Below are 16,525 nucleotides of genomic sequence, written 5' to 3' on the forward strand. Positions count from 1 at the left end.
ATTCAGGACTGGCGGATGACTTACAACCACCGCCGTCCGCACAGCTCTCTTGGAGGGTTGACGCCTGCCGAATTTTCGACTCAGTGTGCTTCCGTTCCAGAGAAGGTTCCGCCTACGGCTCCACCTTCTCCTCCACTCCAGCACACTGACTTACTTACCTAACCCCAACTCTCATAAGCCTGGTTCAAACTTCGGGGGCATTTCAGACCCTCTCGACGTCTATCGAATTCGCAAACCGAAAGTCTATCGTTTCGCAGCCTACGTCCTTGTGGGATTCGGCGTTCTGAGTGGTGTCGTTGGTCCACTCGGAGTTGCGATGGTCAAAGAGAAGACGGACGGCGGAAACAACTGGCCGTCGGTTTCGGGGAAAGTCGTCAAATCGGAAGTCGAAACTCGTGAAGAAGAGTCGACAGTCATGATTGGGCGGCGAATGACCAAAGTGACGACGACCGATTACGTCGCCCGGGTGCTTGCAGAGTTTGAAGTCGACGGGAAAACGTATTCGACCGATCGAATTCATCTCGTCGGAAAACAAGCATTCAGCAAGCGAATCCCAGCAGCGGCGCTGCTGAATAATTTCCCCATCGGGAAGGAAGTTCCGGTCTTCTACAACCCGGAGAATCCCGAAGAATCGATGCTTTCCAAGGGCTCCAACATTGACACGACCCCAATGACGGTCGTCATCGGCGGGATTTGCTTCGCCTTTGTCGGAATCGTCATCGTGACAATTCTGTCGAGCGTGATTGGAATGATTGAGTCGAAATACGATGACGAAGCAATGGAGATCGTTCCGAGTACGCCGACCAACTCAGATCATCACTTCTCCGAACTTCAGTCCGCGAAGTACTTCAAGAACCAGGAGTGAAGTCTTTCAGAGACTCGATCTGCCTGAGAAGTACAGTTTGCGAAGGCGGCCTTTTGCTGGCTGCTGCCATTCCTAAAGTCGGTCGATGGCCAAAGCAGCTCGGTAGGCGGCTTCGGCTTCGAAGTATGTCAGCAGTGCGGCAACTTCCTTGTCGGCAGCTTCCTGAGCATACTGTTCGCGCAGAGAGACTTTCAGCATGTCTGAGAGTCCGAGTTCCTCGTTTCTGGCTTCACGTCGGGCAAGATCCACAGCGAGTCGCACTGCTTCGCGGGCTTGAATGACCTGGACTCTGGACTGCTCGAGTGCGACGTAGGCACTCTTGACTTCGGCGGCGATTTGATCGCTGGCGTATCGTCGCTTGGCCAGAACCTGCGACACTTTGCCTTCGATCGACTGCATCTTTCCAATCGCTTTGCGTCGCTGAATTGGAACGGACACGTACAGACCGGCATCGAATTCGAATCTTGATTTGTCTCGCTTGGACGAAGCTGGTGCGCCGACATCGTCAGAGGCGACGAAGACGGCATCGACTTCTGGTTTCATCAAGTTGGATGCTTGAGCGTGTTCGACATCCAACTGTTTTCGAATGAAGTCAAAGACTCTCAGCTCCGGACGGTTCTGAAGTGCGATTTGAATGTCGGTGTCCAAGTCCTGAGCGTCAATCTCTTTGACTTCGGGAAAAACAGGAAGCTGCTCGATGTCGGGAACGATGGGCTGTCCGTTGAAGTCGCGGTAGTACAATGAAAGCTTGATCGCTTTCTCCCGGACTTTTCTCAAGGCGCTCGCTTGCTTGGCGCGTCGATCAGCCATCAAACGCAGGTTGTCCGTGTATTCAGGAGGGTCGAGGAACCCTTCTTCAACCTGTCTGCGAATCCGGTCGTTCCGGTCATCGGCGATTCTTAATACTGCTTCCACGATTCGCAATTGACGTCCCGCTGCAACCCATTCCCAGTAGGCGAAGGACGCTTGCTCCACGAATGCGATCAACTGGGCCTGAATTTCCGGTTCAACAAATTCCCGCTGAATCGATGATGTCCAGACATCTGTTCTTCGGGCATCAATTGTTCGATCCTGAGCGAGAGGAACTGTGATCCCAGCTTTGAATTCACCGCCATCGTCGGTTTGTCGTTCTTTATACCACGGCTGGAAGTCACCTCTCCCGATTCGATATCCGGCGAACACATCAGATCCTCCGAAGAGCGGTTGCACGACACCGATGTTGTTTCGGTAGGTCTCGTAGAATCCGAAGTTTCCAGTTTCGGATGCTCCTTTGAGCTTGGTATCAAACTCCCCCCAGGCAGCGAGGTAGTTTCCGTTGGCGACGTTTCTTTCAAAGAGTGCCGACTGGAGTTTTGGGTACGATTGATAGACCGAATTGATCACCGCATCCAAATGGAGTTCTCGCCCCGTTTGAACTTCCGGGGCATCGCCCGTTAAATCCGGGGGAAGGAAAAGCTCCTTATCGGACGGCGGCGGGACGTCGGACTCTGGAGGATTGGGAATCTTTTTGTCTTGAGCAGTGTCCGGATTCTGGTCCGGCTTTTGGGCTGGTGTCGGAGCAGGTTCCTTTTCTGGAACTTGCAGAGACGTCAATTCGATTGCATCGGCAGAATTTGGTTCCGTCGCGAGTTTGTTCACCGTTGCTGAACGTGAGGAACCCTGTAATCCAGCTGGAGAGGACTCGAGTCCCAGAGTTTGGGTTACAACGTTCCGTGATTGAACGCATCCCATGAGGACGAGTATACAGCTTAAACTCAACCAGTGCTGGGCTGACATTCCTTTGCCTTTCGAGAAATCTCCGCGCGTTGGGCGCAGTCAGAGAGTCCGTCGATAACGGGCGCTCCCTGTGGAATAATTCGTCCAGATCTGAAGGGCGAACGCAGTTCCTCTTGAAATCTCCTGAAGCAAAAGATCAGATGAATCCGTATTCCCGGAAAATCTTTGCCAGCCTTCCTAGTGTTCCTGGATCTTCTATCTCCTACTTGGGCAGCGGAGGTTTTGCTGGCTTCTCATCCTCGGAACGATCAGTGACAACCGGAGGAAATCCGTTGAGTTGTCGCCAGACTTCGTACCAGAGCGGAACGACATCGAGCATGACCCATCCATTTGCCCGAACTCCCTGCCGCAGATAGCGGTCATCGGGCCAGTCTTCCGGGTTGACTGGACGAATCAAAGTTCGAAACTTCCCTTTCCCGTCGTCGATCGAATCGACGGAAACGACTTCACCGCCGAAAGTTCCGACAGCAACGGAGGGCCATCCTGCGAATTGAACAGCGGGCCATCCTTCGAACTGGAGTCGGACATGACGTCCCGGTTCGACCAGTGGGGCGTCATTTCCTTTGAGCCAGATTTGCACGGCTCGGTCTTTGGTATCGGGGACGATGGTGCAGATCGGATCTCCCTCTTTGAGAACTCCGGTTCCGAAGTTGGGAGTGATCTGAACGACGAAACCGTCGAACGGGGCAGTGACGGTCTGATTGGCCTGTCGCGAGACATCAGACTCGAGTTTGTAAACGTCGGCCTGAGCTTTCGCCATCTCTTGAGTCACTTTGGCGACTTCGGTTTTGGCTTTCTCCATGTCTGCGGTCGCTTTGCGAACGGCAGCTTTGGCGTAATCGATGTCGACTTGCGCTTTGGCGATCTTCGCGACTCTTTCCGACTGTTTGGCCTCAAGTTCCTTCATTGCACCGGCAATATCGGTTCCAGCTTTCTCCACTTTGGCGCGTTGGGCAGAGAGTTTCGCCTGCACTTCCTGGACTTTTTGCAGAGCGATATTTCCCTCTTTGTACAGGGTTTCCATTCGCGATGCTTCAGCTTCGAGCTGCGGAATGTGCGAAGCGTATTCGGTGAGCTGATTTTCGAGACCTCTGACTTTTTCCCGAGCTTGTTCGACATACGCATCCTGAGCGGCGATCGTCTCCGCTTTCACTTCCGTGTATGCAATGACCTGTTCTTCAAAGGATTCAACGACGGTGTGGGCTGCGTCGAGTACTCTGTTGCTGGCATTGAGTTGGTCCTGAGCCGATTGGACTCGCTCCCGTCCCCGATCAAGTTGCTGTTGGAGTCGCATCGCATATTGTTCGTCGAGGTCTTGAATCTCGGCGATGACCTGGCCTTCGACGACGCGTGCATTCTCGTGAATGTCTTCGCCCCATCGAATAATCCGGCCTTTGATGGGCGCTTCGATGACCTGTTGCCGTTCACCCGGAGCAAATGCAACGACACTCCCGGACCCTTTGATCGACTGTTGCCAGGGTGCGAATGCCATCACGAAAATTGTGGTCATCAAGCCGATGAACAAGATGGTGGCGACCCGACGGAACAACCTCGAAGAGCGGACCAGTCGCAACGCTGGCATATCCACTTCGTTGTATGCAATCGGAGCGAGGACACGCCGGGGCTTGGACACAATTTTAGGAGCACTCTGGAATTCTGTCTTACCCATTGACTTTCCCCGAATTCAAAGTTCGCTTCGCTGGATGATCACCAAAGCAGAGTTCATCAGTAGCCTTGTCGCAGAGAGCTTGTCGTCCCGTGGCAACAATCGCCGTCCATGTGGCATTGGGGGCGAAAATGACATTGCCGAGAGACTCGATATCGGCGTCCGAAAAACCATCGAGAAGTCCATCGATGAGCAGCAAGCTTGGATTTCCTGCGATGGAACGTGCCAGCATCAGCTTTCGTTGTTGATTGATGGTCAGCGGAAATCCTGTGGACGAGAGATGAGTTTCAATTCCATCCGGCAACTCGAGGATTTCGTCGAGCAGACCGACAGCAGTCAGGGCGATGCGCGTATCGTCCATGGTGACATTGCGGCGTTGCAGATGAACGTTCTCGGCGACGGTTCCGGAGAACACTTCGACGTGACGGACGAGTGAATGTGCGTGGCGGAGTGTTTCGAGACGGATTTCACGAACGTCCGTTCCATTGACGGTGATGTACCCGCTTTCAGATTCCTGCAATCCGAAGAGCAGGTCGAGGAAGATGGTCTTTCCACCTTCATCGTCTCCAGTCAGGGCGATGTGTTGCCCGCCTCGGATGATTGTTGAGATCGGTTTCGAGGTCGACTTGATTCCACGATGCTTGACGTTCTTCACGACGAGACTCAATTCGTGGGAAGATGGACGTGACGAGAGTCCTCCGTCTTCTTCGACGGGCAAGTCGAACAGTTCGCCCAGTTTGTCAGTCGAGGCCATGAGGTCATAGAACGACTCCATATGTTTTCCGAGTTTGGCAAACGAGCCAACAATGATTGTCACAATCAATTCAGCAGCGACAAGTTGGCCCAGCGTGAGCTCCCCAGCCACGACAAGCCATCCGCCCAGGCCCAACAATGCTGTGCTGGCGATGGCCTGCATCCCAAGAGCAAACAGAATCTGTCGGAAAACAATGTGGAAGTGCTTCTGTCTCGCGTCGAGATATTCCTGCGCGAGATGATCTGTCCGTTCGATGGCGAAGTCAGTTCCTCCGCGATAACGAAACGCCGTCTGGCACTCAGCAAGATCTTCCAGCCAGGCGACAATTTTGTACTTCGACTTCGATTCTTTGATGCTCGTCGCCACCGCTCCACGTCCGAGGACCAGAATGATGAACGCGATCAGCGCCAGCAGGACGAGGTCGAACCCCAGAAGCCACGGATGGTAAAACGCCAAGACAGCCATTCCGATCGCTGTGCTCATGACGAGAGTGACACCATCCAACAGAAACTGGGCAGCTGTTTTCTGCACAGTGACAATGTCGAAGAATCGGTTCACACGTTCGCGGGGGCTGATTCCGTTGAAGGCTGTCACATCGACTCTTGGAATCCGATACCCAATGTCCGCAGCGACGCGGACGAAAAGTCGCCGTTGAATGACTTCCACAACAAATGTTTGAACGGCGCGAAGGGCTGCAGAGAAAGCGAGGAATGAAAACAGGATGAGGGCCAGCACAATCACCGGTTGACGATAGCTTCCGAAGGCGACCGTGTTGACCAGAGTTTCGATCGCGAGCGGAACCGCCATCGTGAGCACACCAATGACGATGGCGAACACGACGATCATGTAGACATCAGCGAGTTCCGGACGCAGGAGTGCGATGAATCGATTTAAGGGACGCGTTGCTTTTCCGGGAACAGCGGAGAGTGCCACCAATGGTTCGACAACCACAGTGTTGATCAACCCGGTGTCAGGATCTGCTGAGAGACGCTTCCGAATGGCGCCGGGAGTCGTTCGAACGAAACGGCCGTCCTCGTTTGGATCACTCATTAGCAAGGTTCGTCCGTTCTTGCTCGTGACCGCAAAGAACCCTCGATCCTCTGGCCCCTTTGCAATCACCGTCGCGCCTTCACGGGCGAGACTGATGAACTCGTCCCAGTTGCAGCTGATGGTTTTGACTTTGAGGCCAAGTCCGCGACCTGCCTCGGAGACCCATCCCCACCATGCGTCATGTTTGGGATCGATTCTGTCTGCGATCGAGATATCGACAATTCGGCGGACCTGAAGACGGTCGACTTCCTCTCGTGAATCGAACAAGAGTTCCGAAAAGATCTTCGTCAGTTCGATTCCATCCTGTAAGTCGACTGGCGAGTCTGTTCGTGTCACCACATTCACTGTTTGCTCCCATCAGAGTGGTTCTTAGAGCACCTGCGGTGCCAGGAGGATTCTAGCCTCGCAGGTCGTTGACGCACATTGCAAATATCCGAATCGGGAAAAATTGGGCTGTGTCTATCGGTTGGCCTCTAACGAGATCTTCATGTCCTGCGATGCTGATTCGAGGGGATCGGTTTGACGGATTCTTAACCTGTTGACGTAAAAAGTGTTACGTTAAAAGTCTGTCGGTGGTTTTCGGGCCGGAAGAGAAACAGTTCAGAGATTGAGAGAGGACTTTCTTGCAAAGAATAATGCAGACTTCCATTTGCAATGTTTGATTCGTTCGATTGGTCACCAATGACTTCCATCATGAAACAGGGGCGAGCCCTTTTCATGGTTTCGCAGGGTCGTTTCTCTGCGGTCGTCAATTTCGATGAATATCGTGTTGGCTCCGGCGAATTTTCGAAGACGGACCCGTAGGAGTTTTATGTCGATGCTTCGGCGGTCGGAGTGTCGTCGAGGCGACGGCACTTCGTTTCGAGCGCTTTGGCCGATTCGCCCTCTGGGCTGATGTTAAAAGCCGTGATGACCAGTTCATCAGAAGAGGTCAGATCGTAAACAGTTCTCCATCCCCAGTCGGGAATATCGACCCCGACCATGTACTGACCCGTCATGTCGAGGGTGTTTCCGGTCAGTTTGCCGCGAGACAGCATGATCGAACTACTCATGTGAAAAGAATCTGCCCAACTGACATCGATCGTTTCACCAACGGGATTGAAGACGAAGAGTTCTTCACCGACTCGGGGAGAGTTTTGAATTTCTCCGGAGTATTGATGGCGAAGGAAATTTCCTCCGATCGATTTTCCGAAGCGGCCCTCAAACGGAGATTCATCGGCAAGCTGGTCCGGTTCAAACCATGTTCGGCAAACGCCTGCCCATGTTCCGCACACTTGCTCGAACCATTCATGGGCGCATTCTGAAGGCTTGCTTTGTGCGGAAGAATTCATCTGTTCCATTCCCTCATGTTGCGGTAAGAGTCCCGAAACTTGTCGGTCGATCGCTGGGAACAGATTTTCTCAAAGAATCGCGCTGAGAACCAGTTCAAAGCAGAAAACTGGTCGATTTGCGAGAGCGTCGTAATTTCTTCAGTTCAAAGATTTGCACGAGAATTGGCGAGGGCGGCTCTTGGGGGCCGACGGCGAGTCAGCCGTTTTTGACCGCGATTCGACTACGCAGTCAGCCGCATCGAGTCATCTTCGCCATCGTCAGACGGTTGTCGTGAAGCGAGAGCTTGCAGCATTTCCGCGAGGCGATCTTGAGCTGCCTGAAGTCGAGCGGAACGAGCGTCGAGTTCTTCCTCGATTCTTCGAAGTTCGATCTCGCGATCCTGTCGGGAAGCGAGTTCTTCTTCGCTCTCCTGATCGTGCGTGTCTGGAGTTGAGTTCTCAATTCGAGCCAGTGCGCGGAGCAGGGCGGAGGCACCGGTTCGGCGCGATTGTTCCACGGCTGCGAGAGAATCAATCTCTGACTGCATGAGGTCGACGAGTTCTTCGGCAGTAAGTTCACTCAAGTCGACAGGTTCATCCGACTCTTCGTCGGAAGTGGCTGCTTCCGCGATTGGTTTCGATTCGACATGGAAGACGAACGGGCCAATTTCAATCAGATCTCCAGCACTCAGCGGGCCCTCGCGAGTTGGGTTTCTGTTGACGAGAAGCGGAGGTTCAGCGACGACGGCGTCAATCCACAGGGCATCACCATTTGTCACGATAACACTGTGCAGGATCGGCATTTCGCCGCCAAGTTGAAGATGACAGTTGGTGCCAGCTCCGATGAGAAAGCGGTCCGAATGAATAGGTCGATTCGGAAACTTGGTGTTCCCACGCTCAATGCGAAGTCGGAACTCACGTCCCTGGGGGTTCGGAATGTTCATACATCAACCCTGTCAATCAGGACAGATTTCGCAGAATGGAGTGTCCTCGGTCGCGACTTACGCAGCCAGTTTTTCGTTCGTAATGGGTGAACACACATCTGGTGTCGACCTGAAGTAATCGTTCCCGACAGGGAAAATTCGGAAGAAGCGATATTTCTGTCAAATTTCGCCCAATCGGACAAATGACACCGAGCATCGGGATTTCCGAGAAAGTCACTCCGATGATCCATTCGGGAAGATGAGTCGAAACGTGATCGCCGAGGGAAGGGCAGGACGCCAAACTTTGTCGAAATGGTTCGGAAAACAGGAGCTTGCGGAAGACACGAAACCGCTTACAGATTTGCTGACGGTTTTCAATTCGTCCTCGTCCAAATGGGAATCCGATGATTTCCTGATGTCGTGAGGCGTGCTACAATTCTTCCCGGAAGCAACAGAAGTTATTCACTGTTCCCGAACTTTCCTCATCGCATCTATTCAAAGTCGTTCTTCGACCACTTCATGGAGTGTGGAAATGTCTACTGATTCTCCGGTCCAAACCGTTGCAGAGAAGAAGGCTCGCGAGCCGGAAGTCAATAAGCTCTTCAAACTTCAAATCAAACACGAAGCCTCCGACTTGCATTTGCAGGCTGAAAAACCCGCGATGCTTCGAATTCGCGGAACAATTCGCGAATTGACAATGCCTCCGCTGACCGAACAGCAACTCTGGTCAATGTTCTATGAGGTGATGGATGACCGAAACAAAATGATCTTCGAACGAGATGGTGGAGCGGACTTTGCTCACATCGTTCCTTTTGAAGGCAACGATTGGCGTTTTCGTGTCAATCTCTTCAAGCAGCTCGGCCTGCCTGGAATGGTCGCTCGAAAAGTCGAACAGTCGATCCCGCCTTTCGAGGGGCTCTATCTTCCCCCGATTATGGAAGAGTTGTGCAAATACGATCAAGGGATGGTGTTGCTCGCCGGAGTGACCGGTTCCGGTAAGTCGACGACCATTGCGTCGATGCTCAACTGGGTCAACCATAACTATCGCAAGCATATTCTCACGATCGAAGACCCGATCGAATTCGTTTACACGCCTGACAAGTGTCTGATCAATCAGCGAGAAATCGGGATGGATGTGATCGACTTCCATATCGCGATGAAACATGCTGTGCGAGAAGACCCTGATATCATGCTCGTCGGTGAGTTGCGGGATGCTGAAACTTTCGAAACCGCGATCCATGCTGCTGAAACAGGTCACCTGGTGTTCGGAACGATTCACGCTTCGAGTGCTCCCGGTACGATTGGTCGTATTCTGGATCTCTTTCCGCAGGCGATGCACAATGCCATTCGGGCCAGTATGGCGATGAACATGAAAGCCATCGTCGGTCAGAAACTTCTGAAGACGATCGTCGACAAACCTTCACGAGTTCCGATCGTGGAAATCATGAGGTTCAATCCAACAGTGCGAAAGCTTGTGCTCGAACACAAAGACGAAAAACTTTCTGCGGCGATCCGTCTCGGCAAAGACGAAGGGATGCAGTTGTTCAACGACTCGCTCTATAAATTCATCACGGAAGAATATGTGAGTCGGGCGGCAGCTTTTGAGATTTCTCCGAACGTGGAAGAACTCAAAATGATGATCAAGGGAATCGACGTCAAAGCCTCTGCGATCCTGTAGTACCAATCAAAAATTTGCTAACCTGCGCGGAACTTTTCGCAAGTTCGTACACCTTTCTGAAACAAGAAACAGGAAGATCGTGTTCGTCAGCTTTCGTATTCCGCATCTGAAGGTCATTTTGGTTCTGCTGTCTCTGTATGTGGCGGGCGGGGTGTTGAATCCTTCTGCCCTTGCGCAGGAGCCAGTTGCTGTCCCGGCGCCGGCTCCCATCAACGAGCCTGTTCCCGAAGTGGCGGACAGCACTACCGAAACCGTCGAACGATATTCCGTGCCGGTCGATCCCTTCATTCGGGGGAATGCAATTCCCAGTCGACCGGATTACGGGTTACGCGTTGTTCAAACGCCACAAGTCGGGTTTTACCTGTCGCTTTGGAAGTTTGGTTGTCTGCTGGTCGTCTTCGGATTGTGGATTCACTTCTCGAAGTGGGTTCACGATGACGGTCGCGACCTTCATGTCCGCCCGCAGTTCTGGAACGGCTGCATGACCACCGGAGGAGTGATCGGCATCCCCGCTGCGCTACTGGTGCCGCTCTTTCCCGTTGGGTTTCTCATGACACTCTCGGCGATCGGGGCTCCGTTGGGGCTCTACATTCGCGAACGAAATGAAAACGTTCCCGCCGGTCGACGGGTGATGACGCCGGAACATATCGCCCGCTGGACCAAGCGGCAGCTTGCGAAAGTCGGAATCAATTTTGGTCAGGGAGAAAAGGGCGAATCGACCACCGGGCCACCGATCCAGTTTATCGGAAAAACCAAAACCGGTCGTCGTGATGAAGCGAGAACGCGGCAAGTGGAATCGTCGCGCGGTTATGTCGCTGCGAAGGAACTCGTCTATGACGCAATTCAAAGACGCGCGACCGATATTCATCTCGAACCGAAAGACGACGAACTCGGAATTCGTGTGCGGATCGATGGCGTCATGTATCCTGCGGAACCGTTCGACAAAGCTGTCGGGGATGCGGTCATCAATATCTTCAAAGTGCTGTGTGCGATCGACATCACTGAGAAGAGGCGATCACAGGACGGCGGTTTCGGAGCGATTGTCGAAGGTCGGGAAATCGACTTTCGTGTTGCCTCGCAGGGGACTCGGCATGGCGAAAAGCTGAGCATGCGTATTCTCGACCAATCCAACTCGGTGGGACGGGTCGAAGAACTCGGGATGCGCAAGCAAATGCAGCGCAACCTGGAGAACGTCATTCACCAGCCGCACGGTCTGATGCTCGTATGCGGGCCAACCGGGGCAGGTAAGTCGACGACTCTATACGCGTGTCTGAACGATCTTGATTCGAGTGAGCGGAATATCATTACCGTCGAAGATCCCGTCGAATACTTGATGCCCGATGTGACTCAGATTGAAGTCAACACAAAGTCCGGAAACACCTTCGGACAGGCGTTGCGAAGCATCTTGAGGCAAGATCCCGACGTTGTCATGATCGGGGAAGTTCGAGATACGGAAACGGCGAAAATCGCATGCCAGGCAGCCAACACGGGACACATGGTGTTCTCGACAATTCACGCAAATGACACAATCACCGCGCTGTATCGACTGCTCGATCTCGAAGTTGAACCGTTTATGATTTCGACGTCGATTTCAGCTGTTCTGTCGCAGCGATTGGCTCGCCGTCTTTGCCCTCGATGTCGAGAATCGTATCGCCCGAAAGCAGAACTCTTGAAAGCTGTCGGATTGCCGCCGGAGAAGGTTAAGGAGTTCTTCCGTCCGCCAGCGAAGAGTTCTTCGGTTTGCACCAAGTGCGGCGGATTGGGATACTATGGGCGAGTTGGAGTGTTCGAACTTCTCATGATCACAGAGAGAATTCGAGACATGATTCGCAGCACGGCCACGATGTCCGCAATTCGTAATGAAGCGCGTAAAGACGGGATGCTTTACATGCAAGAGGAAGGCTTAAGGTTAGTCGTACGGGGTGTGACTTCCGTCGACGAAATTACGAGGGTTGTCAAATAGCTGATCTCTAAACAAAAGGTCCAGAACGATGCCGCTATTCGAAATTGAGACAGATGCTCACATCATGATCGGGTGGGCAGACGACAGAGAAGGCGCACTGCAGTTCGCTGAAGAGAACTACCCGGGCGAATCAGTGAAACGGGTTCACCAGCGCCCTCGCGATGTCTGGGTCATTTCAAAGAGGCTCCTGGGGATCGAAAGCTCGACTGATCCGTGTAACACAGCACGAGATTGTCTGGCGAAAGCGGCAGGCGATAAAGTTCACGCGATTCGTTTGTATCGACAAGAAACCGGGACAGACCTCCACGAAGCGCAGCTGGCCATCGAAACCAATATGTCACTCGGGTGGTAAATCACACAAATGTCCGGGCCTGATTCATCTCATTGATGACTGTTCCGAGTCCGGAATGTCGCTGCCCCGACACAACCTCGACGAGCGAATTGCGAACTCGTTTCTGACGCCCAAATTGCGCAAAACCGGATGATCTAAACGGATCTTCTGGAATCTTTTTGTGCCTCGATGAACAACTCGTGCGGCCGTTCGACTTGCCGGTTGAACGGCCGCTTCGAGAGCAGTGGTTTCCCTTTCGAGCGTTCGTCAACTAACCTGCTCAGCTTGTCACACTGCACACAAGCTCCGTCAGTTTGAAGCATTCCTGACCGGAGGTGTCCCAGTATATTCGCTGGGCGCGATTCACGATTCCGGAGGATTTCATTTCCTGATGAAAGTTCGCTTCTTACTGTGGTCGCTCTCCAGTTTGGGAATCGTTCTGGCTCTCGCGATCGCTTTCGCCTACGCACCGCAGCCGATGCGTCGGATCGGTCTGACGTATGTGATTTTCGGAATCCTCTCCGGAATGGCGTTCGGTCGGTTGGCACGCGAATTCGAACTTGATCGGAGTCGAATCCTGCCGCTAGTGAGCTTTGTTGTTGTGTTGATCGGAGGAACTCAACTGGCTTGGGCGTCGTTTCAGCAATTGAAAGAGGCTCGCAGCCAACAAATCGAAAACGACCCGGATCAGCTTGCCATGCTCAATCTTGCCGAGGAACTGGCGAGTGATGATCCAGAACTTGCAGACCATTACCGGCAGGAGCGCCGCGAACTCAAACCACAATTCAGAGACTATCTGAATTTCAGGTACTCGAAACTCGGTCAGTGGGGCGAACACCTCTCTGTTGTTTTCTGGAGCCTGGAACTGATTTGCGCTGCGACCCTTGCGAGCCTAATGGTTTGGAGAACGCCATTGGCGACGGACACTACAACGAAGGAACTTGAAACGTGATTGTGGGATTGGGCACTGACATTGTCGAAATCGTTCGAATCGGTGAAATGATCGAGCGGCACGGCGAACTCTTTCTGCAGCGTGTCTACTCAGAAACTGAGATCAAATACTGTCAGCGTCACAAAGAGGCGATTCAGCACTATGCCGGCCGCTGGGCAGCTAAAGAAGCTGTGATGAAAACGCTGGGAACCGGATTCACGAAAGGAGTCGGGTGGAAGGATATTCAAGTTCACAACAAACCATCCGGAGAGCCGGTCATTGTTATCTCTGGTGGTGCGGGACAAGTTGCAAAGCTCAAGGGAATCGATGAGGTTCTGATCACGATTTCACACTGCCGGGCATACGCCACAGCGACAGCGATCGCCATGCAGCACAGTCGTCACAGCTAATCCATGATCTCCACAACGGGTGAGGATTCCTCGTCAGATTTCTCTTCATCGGGCTAGATTTTTCCGTCGGAGAAACTCGAGAGTGTCCGTTTCTGGGAATGGCCGAAACGGAAGAACTTCGACTTGAGGTTTGGTAAAATCAAGTGAAAGATTGAGTCGTCGATTTCGCGCTGCGGAGTCATCGTTGGCGATCCAGCAGCGGAGGAGTTTCTCCGTTTGATCGCAATTTTCGGAGCGGTCTTCACGGACCGCATGAGCAGACTGGACAAGAACCATGATCAATTTGAAGAAGATCTTGATTCCGACGGATTTCAGTGAGTTCAGTCAACATGCCATTCGGTATGGGTGCGAATTCGCCAGAAAGTTTGAAGCGAAAGTTCACTTGATCAATGTCGTCGAAGATCTCTATCCGATCGTTCCAGAACCCGGAATGGCGACAGCGCTGTCACCTCCGTATTTTCAGGAATTGGCAGAGAGTTCACGTCGAGCCATTGAGTCGCTTCCCGCATCCGAAATGGCGAAAGGAGTCGACATCGAACGAGTCGTTGTCACCGGAACTCCGTTTCTGGAAATTATCCGATACGCCAAAGAGCAGGACATCGACATGATCGTGATCGGAACACACGGTCGATCCGGCCTCGTCCAGGCATTGATGGGAAGCGTTGCCGAAAAAGTGGTGCGGAAAGCAACGTGTCCAGTGTTGACGGTCCGACCGGAAGGCCATGATTTCGTGATGCCCTAAGCGTCACCACACTACGTTCGCTCGATTCGAAGAATCGTCTCACCAAGCACGCAGTGCACGAGGAGAGACTCATTTTCAGTCGTCAGAGCGAATCATAGGCAATTGTCAAAAGTAGAATTTTCGAGCGTTGAGGCCTGAATTTTGATGACCTACTGGATCGTTGGATCCCTCGTTTTGTTGCTGCTGATCATGCTGATCAAAGCCCCCGCATTCGTCGAGTGGAAGCGGTCGAAAGAGACTCAGCAGGCCATTGAACTGTTTCGGATTCGACGAGAAGTTCTGGAAGCCAAATTCTTCGAACTCGCAGCCGCTCAGGGGAAACCTCGCGGCCTCCGGTGGACCGAGTGTGATTGGAAAGATCCTGTCTTTTTCGCTCGAGATCGAACGACAAATCTCCTCACAGCCTTTTCCTCAGTGGAAATTCATTTTGAAGCAGTCGAGGGAGGAGACATGGAGGACATCGCAGCCGTCGGTGACATCCGAGACGCTTCGGCGGTTTTCCATTATCAGGACGGCGTCTGGGGAACTGGAGGGAAAGCTCTGTTCAACATGAGTCCGGAAATTGCCGTCGAAAAACTGACCGCCCAGTATGAACCGATCAAAATTTGACGATGAATTCGCCTCAAGTTTCGGCAGACATTGCGTCTTCGCCGATTTTCACAAAAACAGCCTTCATGTTTGATTGACGAACCGAACCATCTCTGCCTATCCTTTGTCCACCACGCACACGGGGCGTAGCTCAGCTTGGCTAGAGCGCCTGCTTTGGGAGCAGGAGGTCGCACGTTCAAATCGTGTCGCCCCGACTCAACTGGATTTCCGGCCGTTTGGCGAGTTCGTCAAACGGCTTTCTCTTTTCTATGACTAGACTTACGTCGCCTAGCATGCGGTTCAAAGATAGCGTTTCCAAGATCCGCCGTTTTTCGAGCATCTTTGAACCGCGCCTGATTTTGGGAATTTTTTGAGAAAACTCGAAGACCGCCAGTGCGGCCCGCACGTCCGCCGGGTCGAGCGACGGGGCCTCTCCGAGGGATTGTTCAACCTGGGCCAACTCGTCGCGCAGGGCGGCCAGTTTCGCGTTGAACGTTGGCTCGTCGATCGATCCCGCCAGGAACGCGTTGAGGAGCCGGTCGTTCTTATTGGTCAGTTCGGTCTGACGTTTCGCGAGCGCGATCCGCTGATTGCGTTGAAGGTCGCTGATCTCGGCGAACGCTGACTGCAACGAAGATCGAAACCACTCAACCACTTCCTCGTCGGGCATCTTCAGTTTCGACAGGTCCGCGATGATTGCGTCTTCCAGATCGTCGGCTCGCCAACGAACACTGGGGTGATCATCTTCGGGATAGTTGTTCGCACAACGATAGTAATCATGAACGCGAACGCCGCCTCCCTTCAGCTTTCGCTTGATTCGTTCTCCAGTGATCATCGCTCCACAATGCTCGCAAATGAATAGACCACCCGCCAACGGGAGATTCACCTTGCTTCCGGTGCAGCTGGGAAGTCGACATCAGTTCCGGCGACTTGGTTGAAGTAGTTCGCGAACGTCTTCCAGGCGACGATCGCAACAATCTCGGCGATTTCACCATCGCCATAACCGGCTCGTCGAACTCGGTTGAGGGCTTCGTTGCTCACCCAGCCACGGTCTTCGACAAGTTGTTTTGCTAGGCGTAAAGCGACATCAACCTTGGTGTCCGGGGACGACGACTGGCGCGCGTCGGTAAGCTCGTTGTCGCTCAGGCCGACGGTTTTCCCAATCGCGCAATGTGCGGCCACGCAGTAGTTGCAGCCGTTGGATTCCGAAACGGTGAGCGCTATTTGCTCGCGGAGTTTGGCTGGCAGCAGACTGCCTTCCATTGCCTCGCCGAGCGCCAGGTAACCCTTCAGGGCGGCGGGAGAATTGGCGAGTGTTCGCGCCAAATTGGAAACCACTCCAAACTTGTCTTTAACGTCAGCGAGAAGTTGCTTGGCCTCTCCTGTCGCCTGTTTGGGGTTGATTGCTTTGATTCTTGGCATTGCTCTTTGTCCTTTCAGGCTGTTGTTTCGTGGTTACACCGGCGTCGAAGTTGGTCAGATGTCAAAGCAACGACTGTTCCAAAGATGTAATCAGGGCGTAAGCTATTTGACTGAAT

At 53.0% G+C, this 16,525-nt stretch carries 16 protein-coding genes, 1 tRNA gene and 1 pseudogene; 10 read left to right on the forward strand and 8 right to left on the reverse strand.

Annotated elements, in window-relative coordinates; genetic code table 11:
- Both KOR42_RS27780 and KOR42_RS04840 read left to right on the forward strand, forming a co-directional pair.
- Positions 1–162 carry an integrase core domain-containing protein gene (locus KOR42_RS27780; RefSeq protein ID WP_390620856.1) on the forward strand — a complete coding sequence of 54 codons (162 nt, stop codon included), beginning with the start codon at positions 1–3 and terminating at the stop codon, positions 160–162.
- A gap of 154 nt (positions 163–316) precedes the next feature.
- Positions 317–865, forward strand: coding sequence for a DUF3592 domain-containing protein (locus KOR42_RS04840; RefSeq protein WP_231740652.1), 549 nt, complete (start codon positions 317–319; stop codon positions 863–865).
- 72 nt (positions 866–937) lie between these two features.
- Here the strand turns inward: KOR42_RS04840 and KOR42_RS04845 are convergent, their stop codons facing one another.
- The 5 genes from KOR42_RS04845 to KOR42_RS04865 form a co-directional block, all read right to left on the reverse strand.
- A complete protein-coding gene (locus KOR42_RS04845) occupies positions 938–2,503 on the reverse strand; it encodes a TolC family protein (protein ID WP_197440870.1) in 1,566 nt (521 codons plus the stop codon).
- A 340-nt stretch (positions 2,504–2,843) separates the two neighbouring features.
- Positions 2,844–4,310 carry an HlyD family secretion protein gene (locus tag KOR42_RS04850; RefSeq protein WP_146507498.1) on the reverse strand — a complete coding sequence of 489 codons (1,467 nt, stop codon included), beginning with the start codon at positions 4,308–4,310 and terminating at the stop codon, positions 2,844–2,846.
- Complete coding sequence (locus KOR42_RS04855) at positions 4,303–6,456, reverse strand: peptidase domain-containing ABC transporter (protein ID WP_146507500.1); 2,154 nt, start codon at positions 6,454–6,456, stop codon at positions 4,303–4,305. The genes KOR42_RS04850 and KOR42_RS04855 overlap by 8 nt, the downstream gene beginning before the upstream one ends.
- Positions 6,457–6,920: 464 nt before the next feature.
- Positions 6,921–7,442: a DUF1579 family protein gene (locus KOR42_RS04860; protein WP_146507502.1), complete on the reverse strand. Its 522-nt coding sequence runs from the start codon at positions 7,440–7,442 to the stop codon at positions 6,921–6,923.
- A 221-nt stretch (positions 7,443–7,663) separates the two neighbouring features.
- Positions 7,664–8,365 carry an FHA domain-containing protein gene (locus tag KOR42_RS04865; protein WP_146507504.1) on the reverse strand — a complete coding sequence of 234 codons (702 nt, stop codon included), beginning with the start codon at positions 8,363–8,365 and terminating at the stop codon, positions 7,664–7,666.
- Positions 8,366–8,876: 511 nt separating this feature from the next.
- On the opposite strand from KOR42_RS04865, the gene KOR42_RS04870 reads away from it, so the two are divergent.
- From KOR42_RS04870 to KOR42_RS04905, 8 genes are all read left to right on the forward strand, one after another.
- Entirely contained in the window at positions 8,877–10,022 is a 1,146-nt protein-coding gene (locus KOR42_RS04870; RefSeq protein ID WP_146507506.1) for a type IV pilus twitching motility protein PilT, read from the forward strand.
- Positions 10,023–10,101: 79 nt separating this feature from the next.
- Positions 10,102–11,985, forward strand: a complete 1,884-nt coding sequence (locus tag KOR42_RS04875; RefSeq protein WP_231740653.1) for a GspE/PulE family protein — start codon at positions 10,102–10,104, stop codon at positions 11,983–11,985.
- 28 nt (positions 11,986–12,013) lie between these two features.
- Complete coding sequence (locus tag KOR42_RS04880) at positions 12,014–12,337, forward strand: DUF6793 family protein (RefSeq protein WP_146507508.1); 324 nt, start codon at positions 12,014–12,016, stop codon at positions 12,335–12,337.
- A 370-nt stretch (positions 12,338–12,707) separates the two neighbouring features.
- Positions 12,708–13,268, forward strand: coding sequence for a hypothetical protein (locus KOR42_RS04885; protein ID WP_146507510.1), 561 nt, complete (start codon positions 12,708–12,710; stop codon positions 13,266–13,268).
- Positions 13,265–13,657 carry a holo-ACP synthase gene (acpS, locus tag KOR42_RS04890; RefSeq protein ID WP_146507512.1) on the forward strand — a complete coding sequence of 131 codons (393 nt, stop codon included), beginning with the start codon at positions 13,265–13,267 and terminating at the stop codon, positions 13,655–13,657. Before KOR42_RS04885 ends, acpS begins: the two co-directional genes overlap by 4 nt.
- Before the next feature lie 274 nt (positions 13,658–13,931).
- Positions 13,932–14,399 carry a universal stress protein gene (locus KOR42_RS04895; protein ID WP_146507514.1) on the forward strand — a complete coding sequence of 156 codons (468 nt, stop codon included), beginning with the start codon at positions 13,932–13,934 and terminating at the stop codon, positions 14,397–14,399.
- 144 nt (positions 14,400–14,543) lie between these two features.
- Entirely contained in the window at positions 14,544–15,008 is a 465-nt protein-coding gene (locus KOR42_RS04900) for a hypothetical protein (protein WP_146507516.1), read from the forward strand.
- A 119-nt stretch (positions 15,009–15,127) separates the two neighbouring features.
- Positions 15,128–15,202 (forward strand) — tRNA-Pro (locus tag KOR42_RS04905).
- Here KOR42_RS04905 and KOR42_RS04910 read toward each other — a convergent pair.
- The 3 genes and pseudogenes from KOR42_RS04910 to KOR42_RS04915 all read right to left on the reverse strand — a co-directional run bounded on the left by KOR42_RS04910 (position 15,184) and on the right by KOR42_RS04915 (position 16,409).
- Positions 15,184–15,657, reverse strand: coding sequence for a hypothetical protein (locus KOR42_RS04910; protein ID WP_231740655.1), 474 nt, complete (start codon positions 15,655–15,657; stop codon positions 15,184–15,186). The two genes, KOR42_RS04905 and KOR42_RS04910, sit on opposite strands and share 19 nt — an antisense overlap.
- A gap of 24 nt (positions 15,658–15,681) precedes the next feature.
- Positions 15,682–15,873 (reverse strand): annotated as a pseudogene (locus KOR42_RS27785) (recombinase zinc beta ribbon domain-containing protein); the annotation flags it as partial.
- Positions 15,870–16,409 (reverse strand): carboxymuconolactone decarboxylase family protein, encoded by a 540-nt coding sequence (locus KOR42_RS04915; protein ID WP_146507520.1) that lies wholly within the window; start codon positions 16,407–16,409, stop codon positions 15,870–15,872. The gene KOR42_RS04915 and the pseudogene KOR42_RS27785, both read right to left, overlap by 4 nt.
- Between the last annotated feature and the right edge of the window lie 116 nt (positions 16,410–16,525).

Origin of the sequence: Thalassoglobus neptunius (genome assembly GCF_007859735.1) — a bacterium.
Lineage (GTDB): Bacteria > Planctomycetota > Planctomycetia > Planctomycetales > Planctomycetaceae > Thalassoglobus > Thalassoglobus neptunius.